The sequence below is a fragment of the Alphaproteobacteria bacterium genome, assembly GCA_040218575.1.
GTDB lineage: Bacteria > Pseudomonadota > Alphaproteobacteria > JAVJRE01 > JAVJRE01 > JAVJRE01.
The window spans coordinates 335,866-358,712 of sequence record JAVJRE010000007.1 but is presented as its reverse complement, the minus strand read 5'-3'; the positions used below and the strand labels follow the sequence as shown (position 1 = coordinate 358,712).

General features: G+C 64.6%; 22 protein-coding genes. 10 read left to right on the top strand and 12 right to left on the bottom strand.

Annotated features, from left to right (window positions below):
* The first annotated feature begins 4 nt into the window (after positions 1 to 4).
* A complete protein-coding gene (locus RIE31_11110) occupies positions 5 to 901 on the top strand; it encodes an MBL fold metallo-hydrolase (protein ID MEQ8641131.1) in 897 nt (298 codons plus the stop codon).
* A 76-nt stretch (positions 902 to 977) separates the two neighbouring features.
* Here the strand turns inward: RIE31_11110 and aceA are convergent, their stop codons facing one another.
* Positions 978 to 2,297 carry an isocitrate lyase gene (gene aceA / locus RIE31_11105; GenBank protein ID MEQ8641130.1) on the bottom strand — a complete coding sequence of 440 codons (1,320 nt, stop codon included), beginning with the start codon at positions 2,295 to 2,297 and terminating at the stop codon, positions 978 to 980.
* 211 nt (positions 2,298 to 2,508) lie between these two features.
* Positions 2,509 to 3,279 carry an SDR family oxidoreductase gene (locus tag RIE31_11100; protein ID MEQ8641129.1) on the bottom strand — a complete coding sequence of 257 codons (771 nt, stop codon included), beginning with the start codon at positions 3,277 to 3,279 and terminating at the stop codon, positions 2,509 to 2,511.
* A gap of 153 nt (positions 3,280 to 3,432) precedes the next feature.
* Here RIE31_11100 and RIE31_11095 point away from each other — a divergent pair, with 153 nt between their 5' ends.
* Positions 3,433 to 4,107 carry a DNA-3-methyladenine glycosylase I gene (locus RIE31_11095; GenBank protein MEQ8641128.1) on the top strand — a complete coding sequence of 225 codons (675 nt, stop codon included), beginning with the start codon at positions 3,433 to 3,435 and terminating at the stop codon, positions 4,105 to 4,107.
* On the opposite strand, the gene RIE31_11090 is transcribed toward RIE31_11095, so the two are convergent.
* The 3 genes from RIE31_11090 to pabB are packed head-to-tail and all read right to left on the bottom strand — an operon-like array spanning position 4,100 to position 6,951.
* Positions 4,100 to 4,945 carry an aminodeoxychorismate lyase gene (locus RIE31_11090; protein MEQ8641127.1) on the bottom strand — a complete coding sequence of 282 codons (846 nt, stop codon included), beginning with the start codon at positions 4,943 to 4,945 and terminating at the stop codon, positions 4,100 to 4,102. The two genes, RIE31_11095 and RIE31_11090, sit on opposite strands and share 8 nt — an antisense overlap.
* 3 nt (positions 4,946 to 4,948) lie before the next feature.
* Positions 4,949 to 5,548 carry an aminodeoxychorismate/anthranilate synthase component II gene (locus RIE31_11085; GenBank protein ID MEQ8641126.1) on the bottom strand — a complete coding sequence of 200 codons (600 nt, stop codon included), beginning with the start codon at positions 5,546 to 5,548 and terminating at the stop codon, positions 4,949 to 4,951.
* The gene (gene pabB / locus RIE31_11080; protein MEQ8641125.1) at positions 5,545 to 6,951 is read right to left on the bottom strand and encodes an aminodeoxychorismate synthase component I; all 1,407 of its coding nucleotides are present in this window, start codon (positions 6,949 to 6,951) and stop codon (positions 5,545 to 5,547) included. The genes RIE31_11085 and pabB overlap by 4 nt, the downstream gene beginning before the upstream one ends.
* Positions 6,952 to 7,247: 296 nt before the next feature.
* On the opposite strand from pabB, the gene RIE31_11075 reads away from it, so the two are divergent.
* Entirely contained in the window at positions 7,248 to 8,903 is a 1,656-nt protein-coding gene (locus tag RIE31_11075; GenBank protein MEQ8641124.1) for a urocanate hydratase, read from the top strand.
* Positions 8,904 to 8,991: 88 nt separating this feature from the next.
* Here RIE31_11075 and RIE31_11070 read toward each other — a convergent pair whose 3' ends face one another.
* Both RIE31_11070 and RIE31_11065 read right to left on the bottom strand, forming a co-directional pair.
* Positions 8,992 to 9,453, bottom strand: a complete 462-nt coding sequence (locus RIE31_11070; GenBank protein MEQ8641123.1) for an SRPBCC domain-containing protein — start codon at positions 9,451 to 9,453, stop codon at positions 8,992 to 8,994.
* A complete protein-coding gene (locus RIE31_11065; protein MEQ8641122.1) occupies positions 9,453 to 9,761 on the bottom strand; it encodes a metalloregulator ArsR/SmtB family transcription factor in 309 nt (102 codons plus the stop codon). Before RIE31_11065 ends, RIE31_11070 begins: the two co-directional genes overlap by 1 nt.
* Before the next feature lie 174 nt (positions 9,762 to 9,935).
* Here RIE31_11065 and RIE31_11060 point away from each other — a divergent pair, with 174 nt between their 5' ends.
* From RIE31_11060 to RIE31_11050, 3 genes are all read left to right on the top strand, one after another.
* Entirely contained in the window at positions 9,936 to 10,895 is a 960-nt protein-coding gene (locus RIE31_11060) for a DUF4892 domain-containing protein (protein ID MEQ8641121.1), read from the top strand.
* 100 nt (positions 10,896 to 10,995) lie between these two features.
* The gene (locus RIE31_11055; protein ID MEQ8641120.1) at positions 10,996 to 12,555 is read left to right on the top strand and encodes an acyl--CoA ligase; all 1,560 of its coding nucleotides are present in this window, start codon (positions 10,996 to 10,998) and stop codon (positions 12,553 to 12,555) included.
* 4 nt (positions 12,556 to 12,559) lie between these two features.
* A complete protein-coding gene (locus tag RIE31_11050; GenBank protein MEQ8641119.1) occupies positions 12,560 to 13,537 on the top strand; it encodes a 2-dehydropantoate 2-reductase in 978 nt (325 codons plus the stop codon).
* Here the strand turns inward: RIE31_11050 and RIE31_11045 are convergent, their stop codons facing one another.
* Together RIE31_11045 and RIE31_11040 are read right to left on the bottom strand one after the other, a co-directional pair.
* On the bottom strand, positions 13,538 to 15,118 hold the full coding sequence (locus RIE31_11045) for a Rieske (2Fe-2S) protein (GenBank protein MEQ8641118.1): 1,581 nt from the start codon (positions 15,116 to 15,118) through the stop codon (positions 13,538 to 13,540). It abuts the gene before it with no gap.
* A 147-nt stretch (positions 15,119 to 15,265) separates the two neighbouring features.
* Entirely contained in the window at positions 15,266 to 16,747 is a 1,482-nt protein-coding gene (locus tag RIE31_11040; protein MEQ8641117.1) for a DEAD/DEAH box helicase, read from the bottom strand.
* Positions 16,748 to 16,900: 153 nt separating this feature from the next.
* Here RIE31_11040 and RIE31_11035 point away from each other — a divergent pair, with 153 nt between their 5' ends.
* From RIE31_11035 to RIE31_11020, 4 genes are all read left to right on the top strand, one after another.
* On the top strand, positions 16,901 to 17,542 hold the full coding sequence (locus RIE31_11035) for an alpha/beta hydrolase (GenBank protein MEQ8641116.1): 642 nt from the start codon (positions 16,901 to 16,903) through the stop codon (positions 17,540 to 17,542).
* A 16-nt stretch (positions 17,543 to 17,558) separates the two neighbouring features.
* Positions 17,559 to 18,431, top strand: a complete 873-nt coding sequence (locus RIE31_11030) for a DMT family transporter (protein MEQ8641115.1) — start codon at positions 17,559 to 17,561, stop codon at positions 18,429 to 18,431.
* 309 nt (positions 18,432 to 18,740) lie between these two features.
* Positions 18,741 to 20,147: an ammonium transporter gene (locus RIE31_11025; GenBank protein ID MEQ8641114.1), complete on the top strand. Its 1,407-nt coding sequence runs from the start codon at positions 18,741 to 18,743 to the stop codon at positions 20,145 to 20,147.
* A gap of 28 nt (positions 20,148 to 20,175) precedes the next feature.
* Positions 20,176 to 20,394, top strand: a complete 219-nt coding sequence (locus RIE31_11020) for a hypothetical protein (protein MEQ8641113.1) — start codon at positions 20,176 to 20,178, stop codon at positions 20,392 to 20,394.
* 93 nt (positions 20,395 to 20,487) lie between these two features.
* Here RIE31_11020 and RIE31_11015 read toward each other — a convergent pair whose 3' ends face one another.
* From RIE31_11015 to RIE31_11005, 3 genes are read right to left on the bottom strand one after another with little or no spacing between them, the layout of a single operon-like run.
* A complete protein-coding gene (locus RIE31_11015; GenBank protein ID MEQ8641112.1) occupies positions 20,488 to 21,387 on the bottom strand; it encodes a DUF427 domain-containing protein in 900 nt (299 codons plus the stop codon).
* Between the two features lie 38 nt (positions 21,388 to 21,425).
* Positions 21,426 to 22,313: a DUF427 domain-containing protein gene (locus tag RIE31_11010; protein MEQ8641111.1), complete on the bottom strand. Its 888-nt coding sequence runs from the start codon at positions 22,311 to 22,313 to the stop codon at positions 21,426 to 21,428.
* Positions 22,314 to 22,337: 24 nt separating this feature from the next.
* A complete protein-coding gene (locus RIE31_11005; GenBank protein ID MEQ8641110.1) occupies positions 22,338 to 22,754 on the bottom strand; it encodes a DUF427 domain-containing protein in 417 nt (138 codons plus the stop codon).
* Between the last annotated feature and the right edge of the window lie 93 nt (positions 22,755 to 22,847).

Below are 22,847 nucleotides of genomic sequence, written 5' to 3'. Positions count from 1 at the left end.
CGGTATGGCGGATAGTGAAAACAGCACGCACAACGTGCTGCGGCCCAGGGTCGCCGGGTTCTTCGACGAGGACACCAATACCGTTTCCTATGTTGTGTCTGATTCCGCAAGCGGCGAGGCGGTCATCATTGACCCGGTGCTGGACTATGACGCGGCGTCGGGCCGCACAAGCACGGCCGCGGCGGACCGGCTGGTGGCGTATGTAAGGGCGGAAGAGCTGGCTGTGCAGCGTATTCTGGAAACCCATGCCCATGCCGACCATCTGACCAGCGCGCCGTATCTCAAGAGCGTTCTTGGCGGCCGGATCGGTATCGGCGCCAACATTCGCAGCGTGCAGAAGACGTGGAGCGGCATCTTCAATCTGACCGGCGACCTGAAGACCGACGGCAGTCAGTTCGACGATCTTTTCGCGGATGGCGAGACATTCTCTGTCGGTAGCCTGACCGTTCGCGTCATGGAAACCCCCGGCCACACGCCGGCCTGCATATGTTATGTGGTTGGCGATGCGGCCTTTGTCGGCGACACCATGTTCATGCCGGACTATGGCTCGGCCCGGGTGGATTTTCCCGGCGGCGACGCACGTACGCTCTACCGGTCCATTCAGCGCATCCTGGCACTGCCCGACGATACCCGTCTGTTCATGTGCCACGACTACAAGGCGCCGGGCCGCGATGAATATGTGTGGGAGACGACAGTGGCCCAGGAGAAGGCCCACAACATCCACTTCGGCGCCGGGATCAGTGAAGACGGGTTTGCCGCCATGCGCATCGAACGGGACAGGACGCTGTCCATGCCCCGTCTGCTGCTGCCGTCGATTCAGGTGAATATCCGCGCTGGCAACCGGCCGCCGGCGGAATCCAACGGCGTCTCCTATCTGAAGATCCCGCTCGACTCCTTATAGGCGGGGCCTGATCGTGCGCACATGAAAAAGCCCGGCCAATGAACGGCCGGGCTTTTCACATGCAGGCGCGGCGCGTCTAAAACTGATGAGCCTCTGTGGAGTCGGCCAGAGCGGTGGTGCTGGATTCACCACCGCTCACCGTCTCTGACACCGTATCGAAGTAGCCGGTGCCCACTTCGCGCTGGTGGCGGGTGGCGGAATAGCCCTCCGACTCTGAGGCGAATTCGGCCTGCTGCAGCTCCGAATAGGCCGCCATGCCGCGCTCGCGATAGCCTTTGGCCAGCATGTACATGCCGTAGTTGAGAGAATGGAAGCCGGCCAGGGTGATGAACTGGAACTTGTAGCCCATGGCACCGATCTCCCGCTGGAAGCGGGCGATGTCCGCATCATCCAGATTGGCTTTCCAGTTGAAGGACGGCGAGCAGTTATAGGCCAGCATCTTGCCGGGAAACTGCTTGTGAATGCCTTCCGCGAACTGCCGGGCCTGGGCCAGGTCGGGCTTCGAGGTCTCGCACCAGATAAGGTCGGCATAGGGCGCATAGGCCAGGCCGCGGGCGATGCCGGCTTCAGTGCCGTTCTTGACCCGGAAGAAGCCTTCCTTGGTCCGTTCGCCAGTCAGGAACGGGCGGTCATATTCATCCACGTCGCTCATCACCAGCTTGGCGCTTTCCGCATCGGTGCGCGCCAGGACCAAGGTCGGGACGCCCATGACGTCAGCCGCGAGACGGGCCGACAGCAGGGTGCGGACATGCTGGCGCGTTGGCACCAGAACCTTGCCGCCCATGTGGCCGCACTTCTTTTCTGAAGCGAGCTGGTCTTCGAAATGGACACCGGAAGCGCCGGCCTCGATCATCGCCTTCATCAGCTCAAAGGCATTCAAGGCGCCGCCGAACCCGGCTTCGGCGTCGGCGACGATGGGGGCGAACCAATGGGTCTTTTCGCCCTTGCCCTGACCGTTCAGATGCTCCAGATGCTGAATCTCGTCGGCTCGCTTGAGCGTCCGGTTGATGCGACGAACCACGTCGGGAACGCTGCTCGCCGGATAGAGGCTCTGGTCGGGATACATCTGGCCGGCATTGTTGGCGTCCGCCGCTACCTGCCAGCCGCTAAGATAGATGGCCTTAAGGCCGGCCTTGACCTGCTGCATGGCCTGCATGCCGGTGAGCGCGCCAAGGGTATTGACGTAGGGTTCCGTGCGCAGAAGGTTCCACAGGCGACGCGAGCCGAGATCGGCCAGCGTGTGTTCGATACGCAGGCTGCCGCGCAGTTTTTCAACATCCGCCATGGAATAGTCGCGCTGGACGCCATCCCAGCGCTCACGCTCCCATTTCGGGTCTTCATGGCGGCCGGTCCAGCCCAGGCCGCTGTCCTGGGGCTTCAGAGTGCTGTCGGGCATTGTGATCCTCGATCAGGTGTCGAATCCGGGTGAGTCAGAGAAATCGGGCTGCGCAACAGCCGGAGCCGTTGTCGGTCAAGCCGCGTTTTCCAGCCGATGGCCATGGGTGTATCGCAACCGTGCGGCGGGTCAAGACCCGGCCTGATTCGGGGGAGGTGAAACCTACCCGTTAGGGTAGGTTCGGTCAATGCATAGCCATCCCTGGCCAGCCTCAGGAGGCCAGCCAGCCGCCATCCACATTGATATGGGTGCCGGTCATGTATCCGGCCTCTTCGCTGGCCAGAAAGACGGCTGCGCTGGCGATGTCGGACGGTCTGCCGAAACGGGGCATCGGCGTTGCCAGCCGGGCGGCAGCGATGCCGTCCAGGCTTTGTGACACGCCACCCTTGCCGGTGACGATGCGGCCGGGATTGATACCGTTGCAGATGATCCGGTCCTTGGCATAGTCGACCGCGATCTGTTTGGTCATGTAGATGCCGGCTGCCTTGCTGGTGCCATAGGCCAGATCGTTCGGTGCGCAAACAATGCCGTGCTGGGAGTTGATGTTGACTATGCGGCCGCGCGCGTCGCCCAACGGCGCCTGGGTCAGCATCTGCCGTATGGCGTGCTGGCAGCAAAGCATATAACCACGCACATTGACCGCCATGACCCGGTCCCAGCTTTCCGCCGACTCGCCCATCAGGGGCTGGCTGTTCCAGGTGGCGGCGCAGTTGACCATGACGTCCAGGCGCCCCCACTCCGTCACCGTATTCGCCACCATGCGCGCGATATCGGACTCCTTGCCGATATCCGTGCGCACAGTCAGGGCTGCGCCGCCGGCCCGGCGGATTACGTCGGCCGTCGGATCACCGCCTTCCTTTGGCAGGTCCAGCATATCGGCGACGGTCACCTTCGCGCCTTCACGGGCGAAGGCAATGGCGATGGCGCGACCGATACCGGAAGCGGCACCCGTGACGATCGCGGTTCGGTTGCGCAATCTCATGTGTTGGTTCCTTGCTGGCCCTGCTGGCGTCCAGTGACAGGTCACCGACGCGGCGTCGGCGAACCGCCGACGATGACGATAGAGACTTGACCATCTATTGCCAGTCGTCTCGCCAGTCTAGACTGTCTCGTCATGGCCGGTAGGTTCGATGGTATGGCGTTGCGGCGTGCGGCGGTTCTGTGCGCCGGCGGCGAAGAGGCGCTCAAGATGCGGCTGCCGACAGTCCGTTCGGCCGCCGCTCTGCGCCGCATGGCCGATGATCGATATTTGTCGGACATGGCGCGCCGGGTATTTCGCGCCGGCCTGCGTCACAGCATGGTGGACGACCGTTGGCCGGCCTTCGAGGAGGTGTTTCTCGGGTTCGAGCCGCGGCGGGTGGTGGCCATGGACGATGAGGCCCTGGAGGGCCTGATGGGCGAATCCCGGATCATTCGTCACTGGGGCAAGATCCGCTCGGTCCGTGACAATGCCGCCGCCATGCTGCGGGTGGCACAGGAGGCGGGTAGTTTCGGCGCCTGGCTGGCGGCCTGGCCGATCACGGACACGACCGGCCTGTGGCGGGTTTTGCGCAAGGAGTTCAGTCAGCTCGGCGGCCATTCGGGCCCGCGCTTTCTCCGCATGGTGGGGCGCGACACTTTTCTGCTGACCGAGGACGTGGCGCGCGGCCTGGCGAACTGGTGGGGTCTGGACAAACCGCCGAAAGGCGCGCGCGGCGAGCTGGTGGCCCAGGCGGCGTTCAATGAGATGCGCGAGCGGTGGGAGGGCGGCAAACCGCCGCCTCTGGCCCATCTCAGCATGATGCTGGCGGTGGCGGCCGACGCTAGCTGAGGGAGCGGTCCAGTTCCTGCTCATAAAGGGTCATGAGCTGCCGGGTGATCGGGCCGGGGCACGACGCACCGACTACCTGTCCCTCCACTGAATGAACCGGGCGCAGCCCTATCAGGCTGTTGGTCAGGAACACCTCCTCGGCGCCGTCGAGCGCGGCCAGGGCCAATGTGGCCTCGTTGACGGCGATTCCGGCAATGGTCGCCCGCTCCAGAACCACAGCGCGCACGGTGCCCGGCAGCGGCCCGTCACTGAGGGGCGGGGTCACAAGGGTGCCTCGAATCACGGCGAACAGGTTGGCGGCGCTGGCGCAAACCAGATTGCCCGCCGCATTACGCAGCACTGCATCATCACAGCCAGCGTCCAGCGCCTCGGCCCGGGCCAGGACCGCATCCAGATAGGACAGGCTCTTGATAGCGGAAAGGGGCGACGTTTCGTTGCGGCGATAGTCCGAGATGGCCAGGTGGGCCGGCTCGCCGCCAGCCGCCAGCGGGGCACAGGTGACCAGCAGCGTCGGCACCGTCGTGTCGGGCACGGCAAGGCCGCGTCCGCCGGGTCCGCGCGTGACGGTCAGGCGCAGGGCCGCGCCGCCGGTTGGCGCGTTGGCGGCTACAGTGGCGCGCAGGGCCTGCTCCAGGCTGGCGCGGGGCGGCAAGGGAATGCGCAGCGTTGCGGCACCGCGGGCCAGCCGGTCCAGATGGCGCGCGGCAAAGGCTATGCGTCCGTCACGGACCAGAAGCGTTTCGAACAGGCCGTCGCCCAGCAGCAGGCCGCGGTCGGCCGGGCTGATGCACGCCGTATCGGCTGCAACAAGTCCGTCATTGAGCCAGACCTGCGCCATGGTTCAGGCCGCCTGTCGCCGGTCTTGTGGCGTCTCCTGGGCCAGGGCCAGGAAATTGGCGATCAGGGCGTGGCCATGTTCGGTCAGCACCGCTTCGGGATGGAACTGCAGACCGACCACCGGATGGGACTTGTGGGCCAGGCCCATGATCACCTCGTCGTGGGTCCACGCCGTCGCCAGCAGGCTGCGCGGCAGGCTGTCCGGGGCGACCACCAGGGAGTGGTAGCGGGTGGCGAGGAATGGCGATGGCAGGTCGCGGAATACGCCGCGACCATCGTGCCGCACGGCTGATGTCTTGCCGTGCACCGGCTCGCTGGCGCGGACGATGCGCCCGCCATAGGCCTGGGCGATGCACTGGTGGCCGAGACAGATGCCAAGAATGGGGACGCGGCGGCCAAACCGTTTGACGATGGGTACCGACAGGCCGGCCTGGTCCGGGGCACAGGGGCCGGGCGACAGGATGATATGGCTTGGCGCCAGCTCGGCGATGCCGCCCAGGGTCATGGCGTCATTGCGCATCACATGGCAGGCGTGGCCCAGCTCGCGCACATACCGCGCCAGGTTGTGCACAAAGGAATCATAGTTGTCGATGACCAGAATCATGAGGCTGCGCGAACCGGACTGAGGCAATCGAGCAAGGCACGTGCCTTGGCCAGGGACTCGGCATATTCCGCCGCCGGGTCGGAATCGGCGACGATACCGCCGCCGGCCTGCACGGCCACTCGGCCGTCGCGTATGGCCATGGTGCGGATGGTAATGCTGGTGTCGAGGCTGCCGTCAAAGCCCACATAGCCGATACTGCCGCAATAGGGCCCGCGGGCAACCGGCTCCAGCTCAGCAATAATCTCCATGGCCCGGATCTTGGGGGCGCCTGTAATGGAGCCGCCGGGGAAGGTGGCGCGCAACAGGTCCACTGCATCGCTGTCGGCGGCCAGAGCGCCCTGCACCGTGGACACCAGATGATGCACGGTTGCGAAGCTTTCCAGCGTGCAGATTTCCGGCGTTGTCACGCTGCCGGGCTGACAGACCCGTGACAGGTCATTGCGCAGCAGATCGACGATCATGACGTTTTCCGCCCGGTCTTTTTCACTGGTCAGCAGGGCGCTGGCCTCGGCCGCGTCGGCGGCAGGCGAGGCGCCGCGCGGCCGCGTACCTTTGATCGGCCGCGTCTCTACCTGGCCGTCGGCGAGGCGGAGAAACCGTTCCGGCGAGGCGGAGGCGAGGTGGGTATCGCCGCAGGCGAGGAAGGCAGCGAAGGGTGCCGGGTTTACGGCGCGCAGACGGCGATATAGATCGAATGGCGTATGCCCGGCCGGCATGTCGGCCAGAAAGCGCTGAGTAAAATTGGCCTGGAAAATGTCGCCGGCACGAATGTATTCGATGATGCGGGCAACCATCCGTTCATAGGCGGGGCGGGTGAAGTTGCTGCGCCAGGCGACGGGCCGGGCGAGGCGCGGCAGGCGCGGCAGGCCGCGCACGCTTTCCAGCCGCCGGGCCAGGCTGGCGCTGCGCTCTATTGCACGTGTCTGCCGCGCTGGCCCCGCGGGTTCGGGCAGGCCCGTCGACACAATCCAGGCGCGCCGGGCGATCATGTCGAAGGCCAGCACCGTGTCATAAAAGCCGATCGCCATATCGGGGAATTGCATGTCGTCGCGATTGGGTCGCGGCAGGCGCTCCAGATGGTGGCCCAGCTCATAGGCAAAATAGCCGACAGCGCCGCCCTGGAACGGCGGGCCGTCCGCCAGGCGATCCATGGCGTGACGCTGCAGAACCTCACGCAAGACCAGGAACGGGTCGCCGGAGAACGACTGATCGCCCAGGGTCAGGCGGCCGTCTTTTGCCGTCATGGTCAGGAACGGATCGGCGGCAATGAAGCTGTATCGCGCCTGACGCGGCGCGGGCGCGGCGCTGTCAAGGAAGGCGACCCACGGATCGTCGGCGAAGGCGGCCATGGCCGCCAGCGGGTCGGCGAACGGAATCTCCCTGGCGCTGGGTGTGCTGGTCATGGGCCCACGGTCGGCGGTGGCCGGCGGCGCTCTGCCGGACGGTGCTGGACGGTCCGGTTCACTGACCGTCTGTGTGGCAATATGGCGTCGGCCCGCCGCCGCGGCAAGCGCCTGGCCGGTGGCGGGCGCGGCGCCGATGGCGGGCCTCAGACGGGGTCCATGGACTCCGCTTTGGCGGCTGGGCGATAGTAGCGGCAGATCAACAATACTGGCGGCACCGCATAGGTTTGCCGGTCTGGCCGTGCCACAGCCTGCTGTGGCGGGCCGCCATGACCCAGGGCAGGGAGAGCACAAGGATGACCGACACTCGTCACCGCGACGTCCGCATCAAGGCCGAACGCGGCACCACGCTGCGCTGCAAAGGCTGGCGGCAGGAGACCATCCTGCGGATGCTGGAAAACAACCTTGAGAACGGCGAGAAGCCGGAAGACCTGGTGATCTATGGCAGCCGTCACAAGGCCGCCCGCAACTGGGAGGCGTTCGACGACATCGTCGCCTCGCTCAAGACACTGGAGGTCGGAGAAACCCTGATTATCCAGTCGGGCAAGGCCATCGGCATTATGCAGACCCATGAACTGGCGCCGCTGGTGATCATGGCCAATGGCAATGTGGTGGGGAACTGGGGCACACCCAAGGACGTCATCGAACTGGAAAAGAAGGGCCTGACCGCGTTGCCGGGCATGACCGCCGCCGCCTGGCAGTACATTGGCAGTCAGGGCATCCTGCAGGGCACTTATGAGACCTTCATGACCGCGGCGCGCGAACATTATGGCGGCGACCTGCGCGGACGGGTGGTACTGACCGCCGGTTCCGGGGGCATGGGTGGCGCCCAGCCGCTGGCCGGCAAGATGGCCGGCGCCGCGACCCTGGTTCTGGATGTGCAGAAGGATCGTATCCAGAAGCGCATCGACACCGGCTATTGCGACCAGGTGGTGGAAGACCTGGAAGAGGCACTGAAGCTGATCGAGACGGCCAAAGCCAACAAGCAAGGCATGAGCGTTGGTCTGGTGGGTAATGCCGCGGAAATCTATCCCAAGCTGCTGGAACGCAACTGGCAGCCGGACATCGTCACCGACCAGGTGTCGGCTGAGCCCTACCTCGCCTATTTCCCGGCCGGACTCAGCGTCAAGGAAACCATCGCCATGCGCGAGAAGGATCCGGAGAAGATCAAGGCGCTGGCCCTTCAGTCGATCCGGGTTCACATGGAAGCCATCGTCGAGTTCCAGCGGCGCGGCGCCATCGCCTTTGAGTATGGCAATCACCTGCGGGAATATGCGAAGGAGGCCGGGTCCGCCACCTCGTTCGAGGTGCGCGGCTTTGTGGAAATGTTCATCCGGCCATTGTTCTGCCGTGGCATCGGCCCGTTCCGCTGGGTTGCTGCCTCCGGCGACGAGCAGGACATCCGCGAGGTGGACGAGATCATCAAGGAGAACTTCTCGGCCAACCATCCGGTCGTGCAGTGGATCAAGATGGCCGGGGAGCATGTTCACTTCACGGGCCTGCCGGCGCGTATCGGCTGGCTGGGTCATGGCGAGCGGTCAAAGCTTGGCCTGCTGGTCAATGAAGCGGTGAAGTCCGGTCGTCTCAAGGGGCCCATTGCCTTTACCCGTGACCATCTGGATTCCGGGTCCGTTTCCGCGCCCATGCGCGAGACCGAGAAGATGCCCGACGGTAGTGACGCCATTGCCGACTGGCCGATTCTCAATGCCTTGTTGAATTGCTCCAACGGCGCCGATGTGGTGGCCATTCACCGTATTTTCCGTCTCAACCAGTCGGCCGGCGTGACGACGATCGCCGATGGCAGCGAGGAAGCGGCGGCCAAGCTGAAGCGGGTGCTGGACGGCGACACCGGTATCGGCGTGGCCCGTCAGGCGGATGCGGGGCTGGAGATCGCGATTCAGACCAAGAAGGACGCAGGTATCGGCCTACACCTGGAGAGTGCCGGCGCCTAGTTTTGCCAATCAGCTACACCGGCAATGCCAAACGGCCCCGGTTTCAACCGGGGCCGTTCTGATTCCGGGGCCGTTGCTGTCTGGCGGGTCAGAGTGACTTGCGTTCGCCCGCCGGCACCGCGTTGCTGTCCGGGCCGGCATCGGCGCCCGTCGCCGCCAGGGCCAGGCGCCCGTAGTAGTGGGACCAGCCTTTCTCGTGCAAGGCCGCCGCGTCTTCTGACAGACCACGGTGGATGAAGTGCAGGCGCGTACGTCCGGCCACCTCTGCCAGTGTAATTTCCACTGTACTGGAGCCCACCGGTACGCTTTCACTACCTTCCCATCCCCACGTGTAGACCACGCGGTGGGGCCGGCTGATTTCCCGGAACGTACCGCTGGCTATGTTGGCGCCGGTAATGTTGAAGCGGTAGGCGCCGCCGACGCGGGCATCCACCTGGGCCTCGACGCAGCACCACAACCGCAGCTTCTGCGGGTCCACCAGGTAATCGAAGATCTCGGCCGGGGCGGCGTCGATCCAGATTTCCTTTTCAATGATTGTCGGATCAGTCATCAACCGTTGCCATGTGCAGTGCCTTCGACGGCGCGCTTGAGCCGCTCCAGGCTGTTGTCCCAGAAGGCATCCAGATAGTCGCGGACGGCGGCGATGGTTTCCGGTCGCGCGCGATAAAACCGCCGCGTGCCCAGCGGGCGCACAGCCACCAATTCCGCATCACGCAGGATGGCCAGATGCTGCGACACGGCGGGGCGGGAGACGTCGAAGTGCGCGGCTATGTCGCCAGCGGTCATTTCGTCGTGCCAGACCAGCGTCAGAATGTCGCGCCGTCGCTGTTCGGCCAGGGCATGAAGAACCAGATCCATGGAGCAACGATAGGGGCATATATATTTAAGTGTCAACTTACAATGACACACTCTCCGGCCAGGCGGTCCAGCGTGTCCGGAGGTTTGCCCTGGGGCTCGCCTTGGCGTGGTTTGATGGCATGGTCTAGGTTCGGGCTTTCTGTTTGTGCCTGGCGGGACGAGTAAGGGATTTCCATGATGCGAGTGATAGCGACCGCCTGTGCCGCCCTGATCGGTATCACCAGTGCGGCCCTGGCCGCCGATCTGGCCGGCAGCAGCGACCATCCCCTGCTGTCCCGCTATGGCGGCGCAGAGATCGTCGGCTACGCTCACAAGGCGTTTGATGAATATACCGGGATCGCCGGTGCGGCCGGCGGGCAGGGCGGCTATGGCGCGCTGGTGGATTTCGAAGGGTCGGTCACGCGCATCCTCTATGCCGCGCCCAGAGGACGGTCCACCCTGGAGATTTTCCGCAACTATCAGGCGGCGCTGGCCGACGCGGGCTTCGACATTCGATTTTCCTGCAAGGAGGATGAATGCGGACCCGGCTTCTTCACCTATCTGCAGCCGGTCTGGCCGGAAGGCTGGATCCGGGACGTCTATGTGGTCGAGCCGCTGGCGCAGCGGTATCTGGCGGCGGTTCTCGACCGGCCTGAAGGGCGCGTCGGTGTATTCCTGCATGTCTCCGAGCACACATTCCTCAATTCGATTGCCCGCCCCTATGTGCATGTAGACATCGTTGAAGAGGCGGCGATGGAGACAAACGTGGTCAGGGTCGATCCGACGGTTCTGGCCGGCGACATCGAGCGTCAGGGGCATGTGGCGGTGGACGGTATTTTCTTCGATACGGGCAGCGCGGCGTTGCGTCCGGAGTCCGGCGACGCGCTGGCGGCAGTGGCGCAGTTGCTCGCCGACCGGCCGTCACTGGCGCTGCATGTGGTCGGGCACACCGATAGTGTGGGTGAATTTGACGACAATCTTGATTTGTCGCGTCGTCGCGCCGCGGCCGTGGTGGCGGCGCTGGTAGAGGGTTTTGCGATCGATCCGGCCCGCCTCACCGCCAACGGTGTGGGTGCGCTGGCGCCGGTGGCGTCAAACCGGTCGCCAGCCGGTCGCGCCCTCAACCGCCGTGTGGAGTTGGTGGAGCGGCCATGAGTCCCGCAACCGCATGGCCTGTCTCGGCATGGCCTGTCACGGCAAGGCCTGGTGCACTGTTTCAACCGACCGCGCCGGCGCGGCGGAAAGGGCCATCAGTATGACGCTACAGGAGAAAAACCGACCGGCGCGGACTCTTGCGGAAACGCTGGCGCGTGGCGCGGACCGGGCGCCGGCCCTGCTGGCGCCGGAGCGACCGTCCCTGACCTATGGCGGGCTGCGGCGTCTGGTGGCGGACGGCGCCGCAGCGCTTCGGGAACGGGGGATCGGGCCGGCCGACAAGGTCGGGCTGGTCATTCCCAACGGACCGGAAGCGGCCAGCGCCTTTCTGGTGCTGGCTTCGGCGGCGGTCGCCGCTCCGCTCAACCCGGCCTATACCGAGGACGAGTATGCCTTCTATCTGGATGATCTGAAGGCGCGGGCGCTGGTCGTACCGGCGGGTTTCCAAACGCCGGCGGTGGCGGCGGCGCGGCGACTTGGAATTACTGTTTTGCCGATTGAGGTCGACCCGGCGGCGCCGGCCGGCGTCTTTACCTTCGGCGATGGCCGCGTCGGTGATCCGGTGGGCGCCGGCGCGATCGCCACGCCTGACGCCATGTCGCTGGTTTTGCACACCTCCGGCACGACCTCGCGGCCCAAGATCGTCCCGTTGAGCCAGGCTAATCTTGCCGCATCGGCTGATCACATCGTCGCCTCCTTAAACCTGACGGCCGATGACCGCTGTCTTAACATCATGCCGCTGTTTCATATTCACGGACTGATTGCGGCGGTGCTGGCATCGCTGGCGGCCGGTGCCGGCGTTTGTTGCACGCCGGGGTTCAACGCGCTGCGCTTCTTTGGCTGGATGCGCGATGTGCAGCCAACCTGGTATACGGCGGTGCCGACCATGCATCAGGCCATCGTCGCCCGGGCCGGCCGGCAGGACAGTAGCGACGGCCAGCCGCATCTGCGCTTTATCCGCTCGTCTTCCGCCTCATTGCCGCCGCAGGTCATGACGGCACTGGAGGAGGCGTTCGGCTGTCCGGTGATCGAAGCCTATGGCATGACCGAGGCGGCGCACCAGATGAGCAGCAATCCTCTGCCGCCGGGCGAGCGACGGAGCGGCAGTGTCGGCGTGGCGGCGGGACCGCGCATTTCGATTCGCGATAGCGCAGGCGCCGCTCTTGCCGCTGGCGTAACCGGCGAAGTGTGCATCCAGGGGCCCAACGTGACCGCCGGGTATGAGAATAATCCGGAGGCCAATGCCTCGGGCTTTGTAGAGGCGGACGACGGGCGCTGGTTCCGCACCGGCGATCAGGGGGTGCTGGATGCGTCCGGCTATCTGACCATCACCGGACGATTGAAGGAAATTATCAACCGTGGCGGCGAAAAGGTCTCACCGCGCGAGGTGGACGAAGTGCTTTTGGACCATCCGGCCGTGGCCCAGGCGGTGACTTTCGCGGTGCCGCATCGCAGTCTGGGCGAGGCGGTGGCGGCGGCTGTGGTTCCGCGCGACGGGGCGGCGGTGGATGAGGCGGCGCTCAGGGCGTTTGCCGGAGAACGGCTGGCCCGCTTCAAGGTGCCGGAAAAGATCCTGCTGCTGGAGGAAATCCCCAAAGGCCCGACGGGAAAGGTGCAGCGCATCGGGCTGGCGGCGAAGCTCGGCCTGGCGGGGGGCTGACACCATGCGAATCGCAGTCTTCGGTGCCGGCGCCATAGGCGGCTATATCGCCGCGGAGTTGGCGCTGAGCGGTGCCGATGTGACGATCATCGCCCGCGGCCTTCACCTGGCGGCTATTCAAAACGACGGCCTGCGTCTGGAACAGGATGGGGCGGTGCGTACCAGCCGGCCGCGGGCCTTTGCTGATGCCGGCGAGGCGGGGCCGCAGGATGTGGTGTTCCTGACTCTCAAGGCTCATCAGGTGGCGGCCGCGGTGGCCGACATCCGCAAGCTTCTGGGACCGGATACCGCCGTGGTCAACGCCATGAACGGCGTGCCGTGGTGGTACTTCCATCGACTGGCCGGCCCGTATGAGGGGCATCGGGTGGAGAGCGTCGATCCGGGCGGCGTCCAGTGGGACGGCATCGGCCCGGAGCGCGCCATTGGCTGTGTCGTCTTCCCGGCTTGTGACGTGCCAGAGCCGGGCCTGATCCGCCACATCGCGCACAATCGCCTGACCCTGGGCGAGCCGTCGGGCGAAAAGACCGAACGTCTGGCGGCCATCGCCCGGGCGCTGGTGGCGGCCAATATCAAGGCGCCCGTCCGCACCAACATTCGCGACGAGATCTGGGTCAAGCTGTGGGGCAATCTGGCATTCAACCCCATCAGCGCGCTGACCCTGGCGACCATGGACCGCATTACCGGCGATGACGGTACCCGCGCGGTCACCCGCCAGATGATGGTCGAATCGCAGAATATTGCCGAGAAGCTGGGGGTGCGCTTTCCCATTGACGTGGATCAGCGTATCGCCGGCGCGGCCGGTGTCGGCGCCCACAAGACCAGCATGTTGCAGGATCTGGAGAAAGGCCGGGCGCTGGAGATCGATGCGCTGGTTTCCGCGGTGCAGGAAATGGGCCGGTTGACGGCGACGGCCTGCCCGACCATCGATACGGTACTGGCGCTGGTGCGTCTGCGGGCCCGTCAGGCCGGCCTCTATGGCTGATTATTCTTCCGCCACGAAGGCCCGTGCCTGATGCGCCGTGCGCAGGGTGTGTCTGCGTTTTAGCGGTGAATTGACGAAACGGTTCAGCGCCGCCGCCATCAGGCTGGCGGTTTCCTCCGCGATGCCGCCGGCCATCAGGCGACGGGTCGCCAGTAAAGTCTTCAGGTGGTGGACCGAGACGATGTATTCGTCCAGTCCATGGTCATAAAGCCCGTCAATGGCCTGCTCGATGAACGCCGGCGGATCTTCCACCCGCCACTCATTACCCACATGCATGGCGTCGGCATATTTGGCATTGCGCCCGTTGTGGCAGGCGAGCTGCAGCAGGGCCGCCGGCCACAGCTCCGGCCGCCGGGCGCACACCTGACCGATGGCGTCGGCGAAGGTGAAGGCGTGGGTAAAGCTGAGCCAGCCCACATTATCGCGGATCGGTCCGTCGATATGACGCTGATAGGCCATGTCGTAAGTCAGCATATTGGCGGCGCTGGTCCTCAACAGACGGTCGAACAAAGTGTCCGGGGTCAGTTCGGCGCCTGCGGCGACGGTCTTTTCCATAGACGGGTTGACGCCAAGCCCGCGGAAATCGGCCTCGCCATTGGCCCGGGTTCGGGTGCCGCCGCCGGTCCAACCGGTCAGGAAATCCCGGTAGCGCCGGAACTCCGGTATCTGGTCATCGCGCACACCATAGCAAAAGCCGCGCACCAGCGATTTCAGCAAGGGGGCGGCCACATCACCGCCAAGACGGGCAATGGCCTGGCGGAACTTGTCCGTATAGATCAGGGCGTGACCGAAATCGCGATAGTGGGCAAGGGCCGCCGTTTCCACGGCGCTCAGCATGTCATCGAGCGGGCGGCCATTGTCCAGGCCGCCGGCGAGAAGGGCGATGGCGCCGTCTTCGTCTTCCGACTCCACCGCATCCAGGAAAGACTGGCGAAGCCAGTCGCGGCGGGCGGTAGTGAAGGCGTGAGCCGGCTGGCGCAGCACGTCATCGGCCATGTGGCCGATGGACTCGAGGATGGCGACGAGCTGACGGTCATCATTGCCGCTGGACTCGTCGTACAGCGTCACCCAGTCCACCGTTCCGGCAAAGGCATGGGTGGCGCCGAACTCCATCCGCTCGTGCGCCCAGCCAATGGCGCGACGTACCAGGTCAAGCGGATCGCGGCCAAGCCGCCGCCAGCGTGCCACTTCGCGCGCCATGCGATCATAGCTGTTGTCGTCAAACGCTTCGCGAAGGTGCTCGATGACGGTTGCTGCCTGCACGTCGGCCGGCGGATCGGTCAGGTCCACCCACACCGCGTCGCCGCGCACCTCCACCGGATAGATTCGCAGACCATCGCCGCCATAGAGGTTGCGGCCATCGCGCAGGTCGAACTTCCAGTTGTGCCAGTTGCAGGTGAGAAGGCAGGACGGGTCAACATCGCCTTCGACCAGTGGATAGCCCTCGTGCGGACAGCGGTTGTTGCAGGCATGGATCTGCTCGCCTACCCGGAACAACGCGATCTGGCGCCCATTTACCCGCACGACGGTGCGTCCCTTGCGGTCGAGGTCAGCCAGATCGGCTGTTTTGGTCCAGCTCATGATCAAATCTCCCTGCGTGACACCGGTCGGGCCGGGCGGCAGGCAGTCGGCAAAGACGCCTGCCAGAGATGACAATAGGCCGAAATGACGCCAGGGCGAGTCCGCCCGGGTCCGTCTGCAGGGAGCGGTTGCCCGCCAACGGGCAGGCTAGCCGGCCCGCCGGGTCAGGAATGCGGGCGTATGCTCGCCAAATGGCGAACCGGCCGCTGCCGGCGCGCGTTCGCGCCGTGGCGCGGGCGGGTCTTCCGTCCCGTTGTCGTCGGCGATAGCGGTCTCGCCAGACGCTTGCTCGGTGGACGGTTGCGGTTCGCGGTCACTATCGCTGCCGGCCTCAGCGGCTCCGCCGCGACTGCCGGAACGACCGCGCCGGGGCCGGCGGCGCCGCGCCGGCTTTTCGCCATCGCCAGCCTGCGTTTTTGCCACGGCGACGTCGGCCGGATCCGAAGCGGGTTCCGGAATCGCGTCCGCAGCCGGGCTCTTGTCGGCGGCGGCGGTCGCTGGATCGCCGTCCAGATCAACCAGCGGTATGGCCTGGCCGATGGTCTTTTCGATGGCAGCCACGGCCTTGGCATCGTGTGATGTGGCCAGGGTGAAGGCGGCCCCCTCACGGCCGGCGCGCCCGGTACGGCCTATGCGATGGACATAGTCCTCCGGATTGATCGGCACGTCATAGTTGAAGACATGGCTGAGGCCGGTGATATCCAGACCGCGCTGAGCCACATCACTGCATACCAGCAGAACGATTTCCTCATTCTTGAACTTCTTCAGGGTCTCGGTGCGAACCGGTTGGGCCATATCGCCGTGCAATTCACTGGCATTGAAGCCATGCCGCTGCAGCGACCGGAAGACCACCGAAACATCGCGTTTGCGGTTGCAGAAAATCAGCGCGTTGCGCACGTCTTCGCGTGCCAGGAGGCGGCGCAGGGCCGCTCGCTTGACCTTGGCTTCGCTTCCGGCGACCCGCACCAGCCCCTGACGGACGGTGGCCGACGTTGTCGCCGGTGGTGCGACCGATATTTCCTTCGGATTCATCAGGAACGCTTCAGCCAGCCGCCGGATTTCCTTTGGCATGGTGGCGGAGAACAGCAAGGTCTGATGGATCGGCGGCAACATAGTGACGATGCGCTCCACATCCGGGATGAACCCCATGTCGAGCATACGGTCGGCTTCATCAATCACCATGATCTTGACGTCGGTCATGATGATCTGACCTCGGTCGAACAGATCGAGCAGCCGACCCGGCGTGGCGATCAGGACGTCAACGCCGCGATCCAGTGCCTTCTGCTGATCCTTGAGGGACGTACCGCCGGTCAGCAGGGCAAAGGTGAGGCCGCTGTTCAGGCCGTAGCGGGTAAAACTTTCGCCGACCTGGGCGGCCAGTTCGCGGGTGGGCTCAAGGATCAGGCAACGGGGCATCCGCGCCCGCGCGCGGCGCCCGCCGAGGATGTCAATCATCGGCAGAGTAAAGCCGGCCGTCTTGCCGGTGCCGGTCTGGGCACAGCCCAGAACATCGCGGCCCATGAGGACGTAGGGGATGGCTTGCTCTTGAATCGGCGTCGGCGTTGTGTAGCCAGCGTCCCGGATTGCCTGCAGGACAGAGTCACTCAGGCCAAGATCAGAAAAATCCATGCGGTAGCGTGGCTCGCGTCGTTAGTTGGGAAAGTGAAGGAATACGCATCAATAGATGTGGCGCGATAATAGAAAATCCAGTGCTTGTGTCAAATGAAAGCCGGTATACGGGGCAATGACAGGTTACGAAGTGACGGAATTGCAGGGTTCGTTGTGACTTTCCTCTTTGACGGACCGGCCCTGGCGGATGTTCGCATCGTCCTGGCCCACGGCGCCGGCGCCGGGCAGGACAGCGTCATTCTGACGGCGCTGGCGGCCCGATGGGCGGCATCCGGTATTGCGGTCATGCGCTTCAATTTCGCCTACATGGACCACATTCAGCGGACCGGTCGCCGCCGCCCGCCACCGCCGGTGGCAAGCCTGGCGGATGAATATATGGCGGCGGTGCACCATGCCGACGTCCTGCACGGCCCGGCGCAGATCATGTTGTTCGCCGGCAAGTCCATGGGCGCCCGCGTCGCCGCCGCGGCGGCGGTGACCGCTTGTCCGGCAGGATTTGCCGCCCTGGGCTACCCGTTTCATCCGGCCGGGCGACCGGCTGTCCGGCGGGACGGGGCGCTGCGGGCGTTGCCTTGCCCTGGCCTGGTGGTGCAGGGCAGCCGCGACCGGCTGGGCCTGCCGGGCGAGGTTGAGTCCTATGGCCTGCCCGGATCGGTGTCGCTGCACTGGGTCGCCGGTGCGGACCATGACATGAAGCCGCGTCGCCGCGATGGTCGTACGCACGACGAGTGTCTGGACGAGGCGGCGCAGGCGGTTGTGCGTTTCGCCGGCGGTCTGCGACACAGATACGCCTGACGGACGGGGAGGGAGTATGCCACCGGCATTGTGGGGAGGGTTGTGCGCGCTCGGTTGGGGCACGGCGGACTTTGCCGCCCGCTTCACCGGTCGGGCGGTCGGGCCGGACAGCGCTCTGTTCGGCATGCTGCTGACCGGAACGCTGGTCCTGTCGGTGTGGGTCTGGCTGTCCGGCACCGTCCTGGTCTGGCCGCTGGGCACGCTCTGGCTGCTGGGGCTCAGCGGCGTCGGCATAATGCTTGCCACATTGCTGCTTTATGGCGCCCTGGCGCGCGGACCGGTGACGCTGGTGGCGCCGATCGTCGCCAGCTATCCCGTGGTGGTTCTGCTCATTGCCGTGGTTCTGGGACAGCGTCCGTCGCCGCTGCAATGGGCAGCCATGGCGCTGGTGATGGCCGGTGTGGTCGCCGTATCACGGGCCGGCGGCCGGTTGGCGGCAATCGCCGTCGAGCGACCGGGCGAAGTGCGTCGCACGGTGCTGATGGCACTGGCGTCGTCATGCGGTTTCGGCATCGCTATTTCGGCCGCCCAGGCGGCGGTGCCGGTCTATGGCGATCTGCAGACCGTGTGGGCTGGCCGGGCCATCAGCCTTCTGGCGATCCTCATGCTGTTTGCCGGACGTTGGCGGCGACCGGTGGTCAGCGCTGCGTGGTGGCCGCTGGTCATGCTCCAGGGGTTGCTGGATTCCGGCGCCTATCTGGCCCTGTTTGCGGGCAGCAGCGGCGCCGGTGCAGCAATTGCCGCCGTCGTCGCATCGGCCTTTGGCGTGGTCACAGTCCTGCTGGCGCGTGTTTTCCTGCGGGAGGCCATGTCGCCACTGCAGTGGGCCGGCACGGCCGTGGTCTTTGCCGGGGTCGCCGTCCTGACACTCGCAGGTGCGGCAGCTTGACGCACGCAGAACGCCGACCCTAGGCTCGTAGCGTGAAGGCCCGGCTTTTAGGGGAAGGCCGATGGGGGAACGTCTGAAGTTCGGCGTTGTCGGCTGGGAATGGCGCCTGGTGGGCGCCATCGTCCCGCCTGACCGTGCTCCGGGTCGATCACCGACTCACAACACACCACAAGCTGACGCATCTGGAACGCCGGCCGGCTCTACGCCCGGCCGCCTTTGTCATGAACGTCAGACAGCCTGTCGAGTCGCCGCAAACCCGCGGCCGTCGGCCAGCGCGCCGGATCCGGTCGCCAACATGGAGGGAGGCCTGTGGAGTCACAACTCGACGCCCTGACGGTCATCTTTACCGAGTTCTACTACTGGCTGACGATCCCGCTGATGTTCCTCATCCACATCGGCTTCTGCATGTATGAAGTGGGAGCCTCCCGCTACAAGAATCACATGCACACGCTGATGAAGAACACCATGCTGATTCCGCTTGTCACGGTGACATTCTTCTTTTTCGGCTGGTGGATTTACTTTGTCCTGCCCGGCGGCCCGGGGATCACCGGCGGCCTCGGCACCGCGCCGTGGGCCGTGCCGTGGAGTGAGCTCATGGGCCCGCATAATGGCGGACCTCCGGCCTCCGATATTGTCACCGCCGATGATACGGCCTTCTGGTCGCGCATCAATGGCGTGTTCTGGGCGGCCTTCCTGTTGTTCAGCTGGACCGCAGCGTCAATCGTCTCGGGTGCTGTTATCGAGCGTATCCGTTCTTTTGCGTTCTGGATTGCGGCGGTGCTGATCGGCAGCGTCACCTGGATCATTGATGCGGCCTGGGGTTGGCACCCGGAAGGCTGGATGGTGACGGAGCTTGGCTATCATGACGCCTACGCCTCGGGCGTAATTCACGCCATCGCCGGTGGCGCGGCCCTGGGGCTTCTGGTGCATCTCGGCCCGCGCATCGGCAAATTCAGGGCGGACGGCTCGCCGCGCAATCTGCTGCCGCACAATCCGTGGCTAGTAGCGGTCGGGCTGTTCCTGATCTATGCCGGCTTCTGGGGCTTCTATGTGGCCTGCAATGTGCCGATCATCAGCTCAGAAGATCTGGGCATTCCCGGCACCGCGTTCTTTACGGCGACCAATATCTATCTGACACCGACCACCCTCTCCGCCATCACTTTCAACTTTCTGCTGTCTCTGTCGGGCGGTCTGATCGCCGGGTACATGGTATCGCGCGGCGATGCGTTCTGGACCTACTCCGGCGGCCTGGCGGGGATTATCACCGCGTCGGCCGGCAACGACCTTTATCACCCGCTGCAGGCGTTTCTGATTGGCGCCGCCGGCACATGGGTGGCGTACAAGCTGCACTACTGGGTGGAGCGCACCTTCCGTATTGACGATGCGGTTGGCGCGGTGGCAGTCCACGGCTATGCCGGCGTTGTCGGCCTGGTCATTTCGGGCTTCGTCCTGTGGGGCCACCCGGCCCTGGCGATCGAGGGTGCCACGCCGATTACCCCGTGGGGCCAGGCGATCGGCGCCGTCATCATGTTCGGTGTCCTGGGCTTCCTGCCCATGTGGATTCTGGGCGCGGTCCTCAAGGGTGCGGGCGTTCTCCGCATCCCGCGGGAGGTGGAGATCGCGGGGCTCGACTATCTGGCCAACCAGGCCATGGCGGACGAGCGTCGTGAAGTAAAAGAAGCGGAGCGGGAAGCCGCCGGTCTCGGCCGGTCCTGACAAACCCTGACAGAAGGAGGACGTGACAGTGTCCACAACCAATATCGACACCTGGCAGGTGCCGCTGGCCGAGATCGGCCCGCTCTATCCCTTTGTCGGATGGGAATGGCTGTTTGTCGTTCTTGCGGTTGCCTTATGGGTGAGCTTCCATATCTGGCAGGCAGTCAACGAAAATCGCGAGTTCCGCGAGGACGCCGAGCGACTGTCGCGGGCCGGTGGACTCGCCGACGCCATAGAAAAGGAGTAGCCGGCTTAGTCATCGCCGGCAGCTCGGCAATAAAAGGAAACCCCCGGCGGAGTATTCCGCCGGGGGTTTTTCGTGACTCTGGCCTGAAGGTTGCTAGGCGCTGCCCGCCTGCCGCGCCTTCAGGGTCTTGTCCACTGTCGGGCGCTCCAGCATGCGCTTGTCCATGGCCGACGCACTGTCGTTAAAGACCATGGGCTCGCCGTCGATTTCGACGGAGTCGAAGCGGGTCAGATAAAAGGAGTGATAGCCCTTGATCTTGGCCACGTCGGCCGAGAAATCGGTCCACACTTCCGGGTAGCACCAGGCGATGTTTTCCGCCAGCTCGTCGCCGATCTTGAGGCTGTGATAGATGGCGTCGCCTTTGTAGGTGCAGACCGACTGCCGGGTGCTCGGCGTCATGAACTCCATGGCGATGTCGGACTCGGGCACATAGAAGCGGTCCTGCAGACCGGTTTCGTGCAGCACCATGACGTTGGTGCTGTCGACAATGGTCTTGCCGGCCATGGTCGCGGTCAGGCGCTTGCCCAGCGGATCGACCGAAATGACTTTGTGCGGATCACGCACATGGCCACGTACCAGTTTGCCGTCAACGAAGGTGCCGTCCACCCCATTGAAATCAAACGCGGCATAGCCCTTGATTTCCGGACGCTCCGGCAAAGGCTCCGCATAGGTCCACACCGCATTTTCGGCGGTGCGACCGCCGGCCCTGATGGTCCAGTAGCTGGCATCGCCCTTGTAGGGACAGACCGTCTGATGGTCGGTTTTCTCTAGGAATTTCTGATTGATGTCGTCAAGCGGGAAGTAAATGGTCGGAAAGACGCCCTTTTCCAGAAGCAGCAGGCCGCGGCTGGTCTCGGCGATGGTCTCGCCACCGAACTCGATACGGGCCTTGTGCCCATAGGGCTCGACGATCATCGCCTTGAGATGATTCTTGTCCATGGGTTCACCGCGGCTGTTGACCGCATTGTGCTCATATCCGCTGTAGGGAGGCATGTCAGGTCTCCTTTATGTTGTGACAGGGGGCGGTCGCTTCAGGCGCCGCCGCTCATCTTGCTTTGCAATTCCTTGTCCACGGTTGGCCGGGCCAGCGCGCCGCGGTCTGACTGGCGTGTGGAGTCATCGACCTCCTGCTCTTCGTCGTCCAGCAGGAAGCGGTCGAAGACGGATGTGAAGATGCCGAAGTGGCCCTTGATGCGGGCTACGTCCGGCGAAAAGTCCAGCCACGGCTCATTGTAGGCCCAGATCGCGTTTTCCGACAGTTCATCGCCGACGCGGACGTGGTGATAGACCGCTTCGCCCTTGTAGGTGCAGACCGACTGACGGCTGCTGGGTGTCAGATAGTCCACGGCGACATCGGCCGGCGGCACATAATAGCGTGCCGGCAGGCCGGTCTCGTAAAGCACCTGAACATTGTTGGAGTCGACAATCATCTTGCCGGCCATCTCAAGCCGCAGGCGGCGGCCAAGCGGTTCAACCGTAATGATTTTGTGCGGATCACGCACATGGCCGCGTACCAGCTTGCCGTCAACGAAGATGCTGACCTTGGCAAAGGTGAAGGCATAGAGGCCTTTGATTTCCGGCCGGTCGGCCGGCTCGTCATAGCGCCAGCCCACATCGGCCACGGTCTTTCCGCCGATCCTTGCATTCACATGGCTGGCGTGGCCGGCCTTGTAGGGACAGTAGGTGCGCGTCTCGCTTGGTGAGAACAGCGCGGTCTGCACATCCTCCGCCGGAACATAGATATCCGGTGCCCAGGTCTCGATCAGAAGCCACGCCCGCCTGGTGTCAGCGATGGTCTGGCCATTGCATTCGATGCGGACGTGATGCGGATAGGGCTCCACCTTGATGCGGGCCGCTTTGGCGCCATCAATGGCCTCACCCTTGCTGTTGGAGGCGGCAGGACTCTCTGTCGTACTCATACGGGCAATCTCCGGGTCTGGGGCCTATTCAGCCGCCGCTTCCAGTTCATCGATGAGATAGGCATCCATCTTGTCGCCATAGAAGCCGATATAACCCTCAATTTCCGGGCTGTAGTCGTCATAGATGTCGGGATAGGACCAGGCGCCGTCAGCCACCACGCGATCGCCGACCCGGACGTTCCACCACACCGCGTCGCCCTTATAGGGACAGTAGCTCTTGCGGTCGGAACGCTGCAGGCATTCGGTGCGAACGTCCTCGCGCGGAACATAGTAAAGCGGATCATGACCGCTTTCCTGATAAAGCAGCGCGCGGGTGGTGCGGGCGATGGTCTCGCCACCAAGCATCACGGTGATGCGCTTGCCGGCCGGCTTGCTGGAAATGGTCTTTTCAGGCTTGCGTACGGACGTGCGTGAATCGCTGGCGGCTTTCAAAAGAGCCATGCGGATATCCCTCCCTGTCATCGGGTCGCCATTTCTGACGGCTGACCCGGATTGTCATGTGAAAATTACGCCGGATTCGGGTTCTGTCGCCCA

Excerpts from the sequence above, each read along its gene's own strand:
- RIE31_11110 (MEQ8641131.1), top strand. The coding sequence starts at position 5 with ATGGCGGATAGTGAAAACAGCACGCACAACGTGCTGCGGCCCAGGGTC.
- aceA (MEQ8641130.1), bottom strand. The coding sequence starts at position 2,297 with ATGCCCGACAGCACTCTGAAGCCCCAGGACAGCGGCCTGGGCTGGACC.
- RIE31_11100 (MEQ8641129.1), bottom strand. The coding sequence starts at position 3,279 with ATGAGATTGCGCAACCGAACCGCGATCGTCACGGGTGCCGCTTCCGGT.
- RIE31_11095 (MEQ8641128.1), top strand. The coding sequence starts at position 3,433 with ATGGCGTTGCGGCGTGCGGCGGTTCTGTGCGCCGGCGGCGAAGAGGCG.
- RIE31_11090 (MEQ8641127.1), bottom strand. The coding sequence starts at position 4,945 with ATGGCGCAGGTCTGGCTCAATGACGGACTTGTTGCAGCCGATACGGCG.
- RIE31_11085 (MEQ8641126.1), bottom strand. The coding sequence starts at position 5,548 with ATGATTCTGGTCATCGACAACTATGATTCCTTTGTGCACAACCTGGCG.
- pabB (MEQ8641125.1), bottom strand. The coding sequence starts at position 6,951 with ATGACCAGCACACCCAGCGCCAGGGAGATTCCGTTCGCCGACCCGCTG.
- RIE31_11075 (MEQ8641124.1), top strand. The coding sequence starts at position 7,248 with ATGACCGACACTCGTCACCGCGACGTCCGCATCAAGGCCGAACGCGGC.
- RIE31_11070 (MEQ8641123.1), bottom strand. The coding sequence starts at position 9,453 with ATGACTGATCCGACAATCATTGAAAAGGAAATCTGGATCGACGCCGCC.
- RIE31_11065 (MEQ8641122.1), bottom strand. The coding sequence starts at position 9,761 with ATGGATCTGGTTCTTCATGCCCTGGCCGAACAGCGACGGCGCGACATT.
- RIE31_11060 (MEQ8641121.1), top strand. The coding sequence starts at position 9,936 with ATGATGCGAGTGATAGCGACCGCCTGTGCCGCCCTGATCGGTATCACC.
- RIE31_11055 (MEQ8641120.1), top strand. The coding sequence starts at position 10,996 with ATGACGCTACAGGAGAAAAACCGACCGGCGCGGACTCTTGCGGAAACG.
- RIE31_11050 (MEQ8641119.1), top strand. The coding sequence starts at position 12,560 with ATGCGAATCGCAGTCTTCGGTGCCGGCGCCATAGGCGGCTATATCGCC.
- RIE31_11045 (MEQ8641118.1), bottom strand. The coding sequence starts at position 15,118 with ATGAGCTGGACCAAAACAGCCGATCTGGCTGACCTCGACCGCAAGGGA.
- RIE31_11040 (MEQ8641117.1), bottom strand. The coding sequence starts at position 16,747 with ATGGATTTTTCTGATCTTGGCCTGAGTGACTCTGTCCTGCAGGCAATC.
- RIE31_11030 (MEQ8641115.1), top strand. The coding sequence starts at position 17,559 with ATGCCACCGGCATTGTGGGGAGGGTTGTGCGCGCTCGGTTGGGGCACG.
- RIE31_11015 (MEQ8641112.1), bottom strand. The coding sequence starts at position 21,387 with ATGCCTCCCTACAGCGGATATGAGCACAATGCGGTCAACAGCCGCGGT.
- RIE31_11010 (MEQ8641111.1), bottom strand. The coding sequence starts at position 22,313 with ATGAGTACGACAGAGAGTCCTGCCGCCTCCAACAGCAAGGGTGAGGCC.
- RIE31_11005 (MEQ8641110.1), bottom strand. The coding sequence starts at position 22,754 with ATGGCTCTTTTGAAAGCCGCCAGCGATTCACGCACGTCCGTACGCAAG.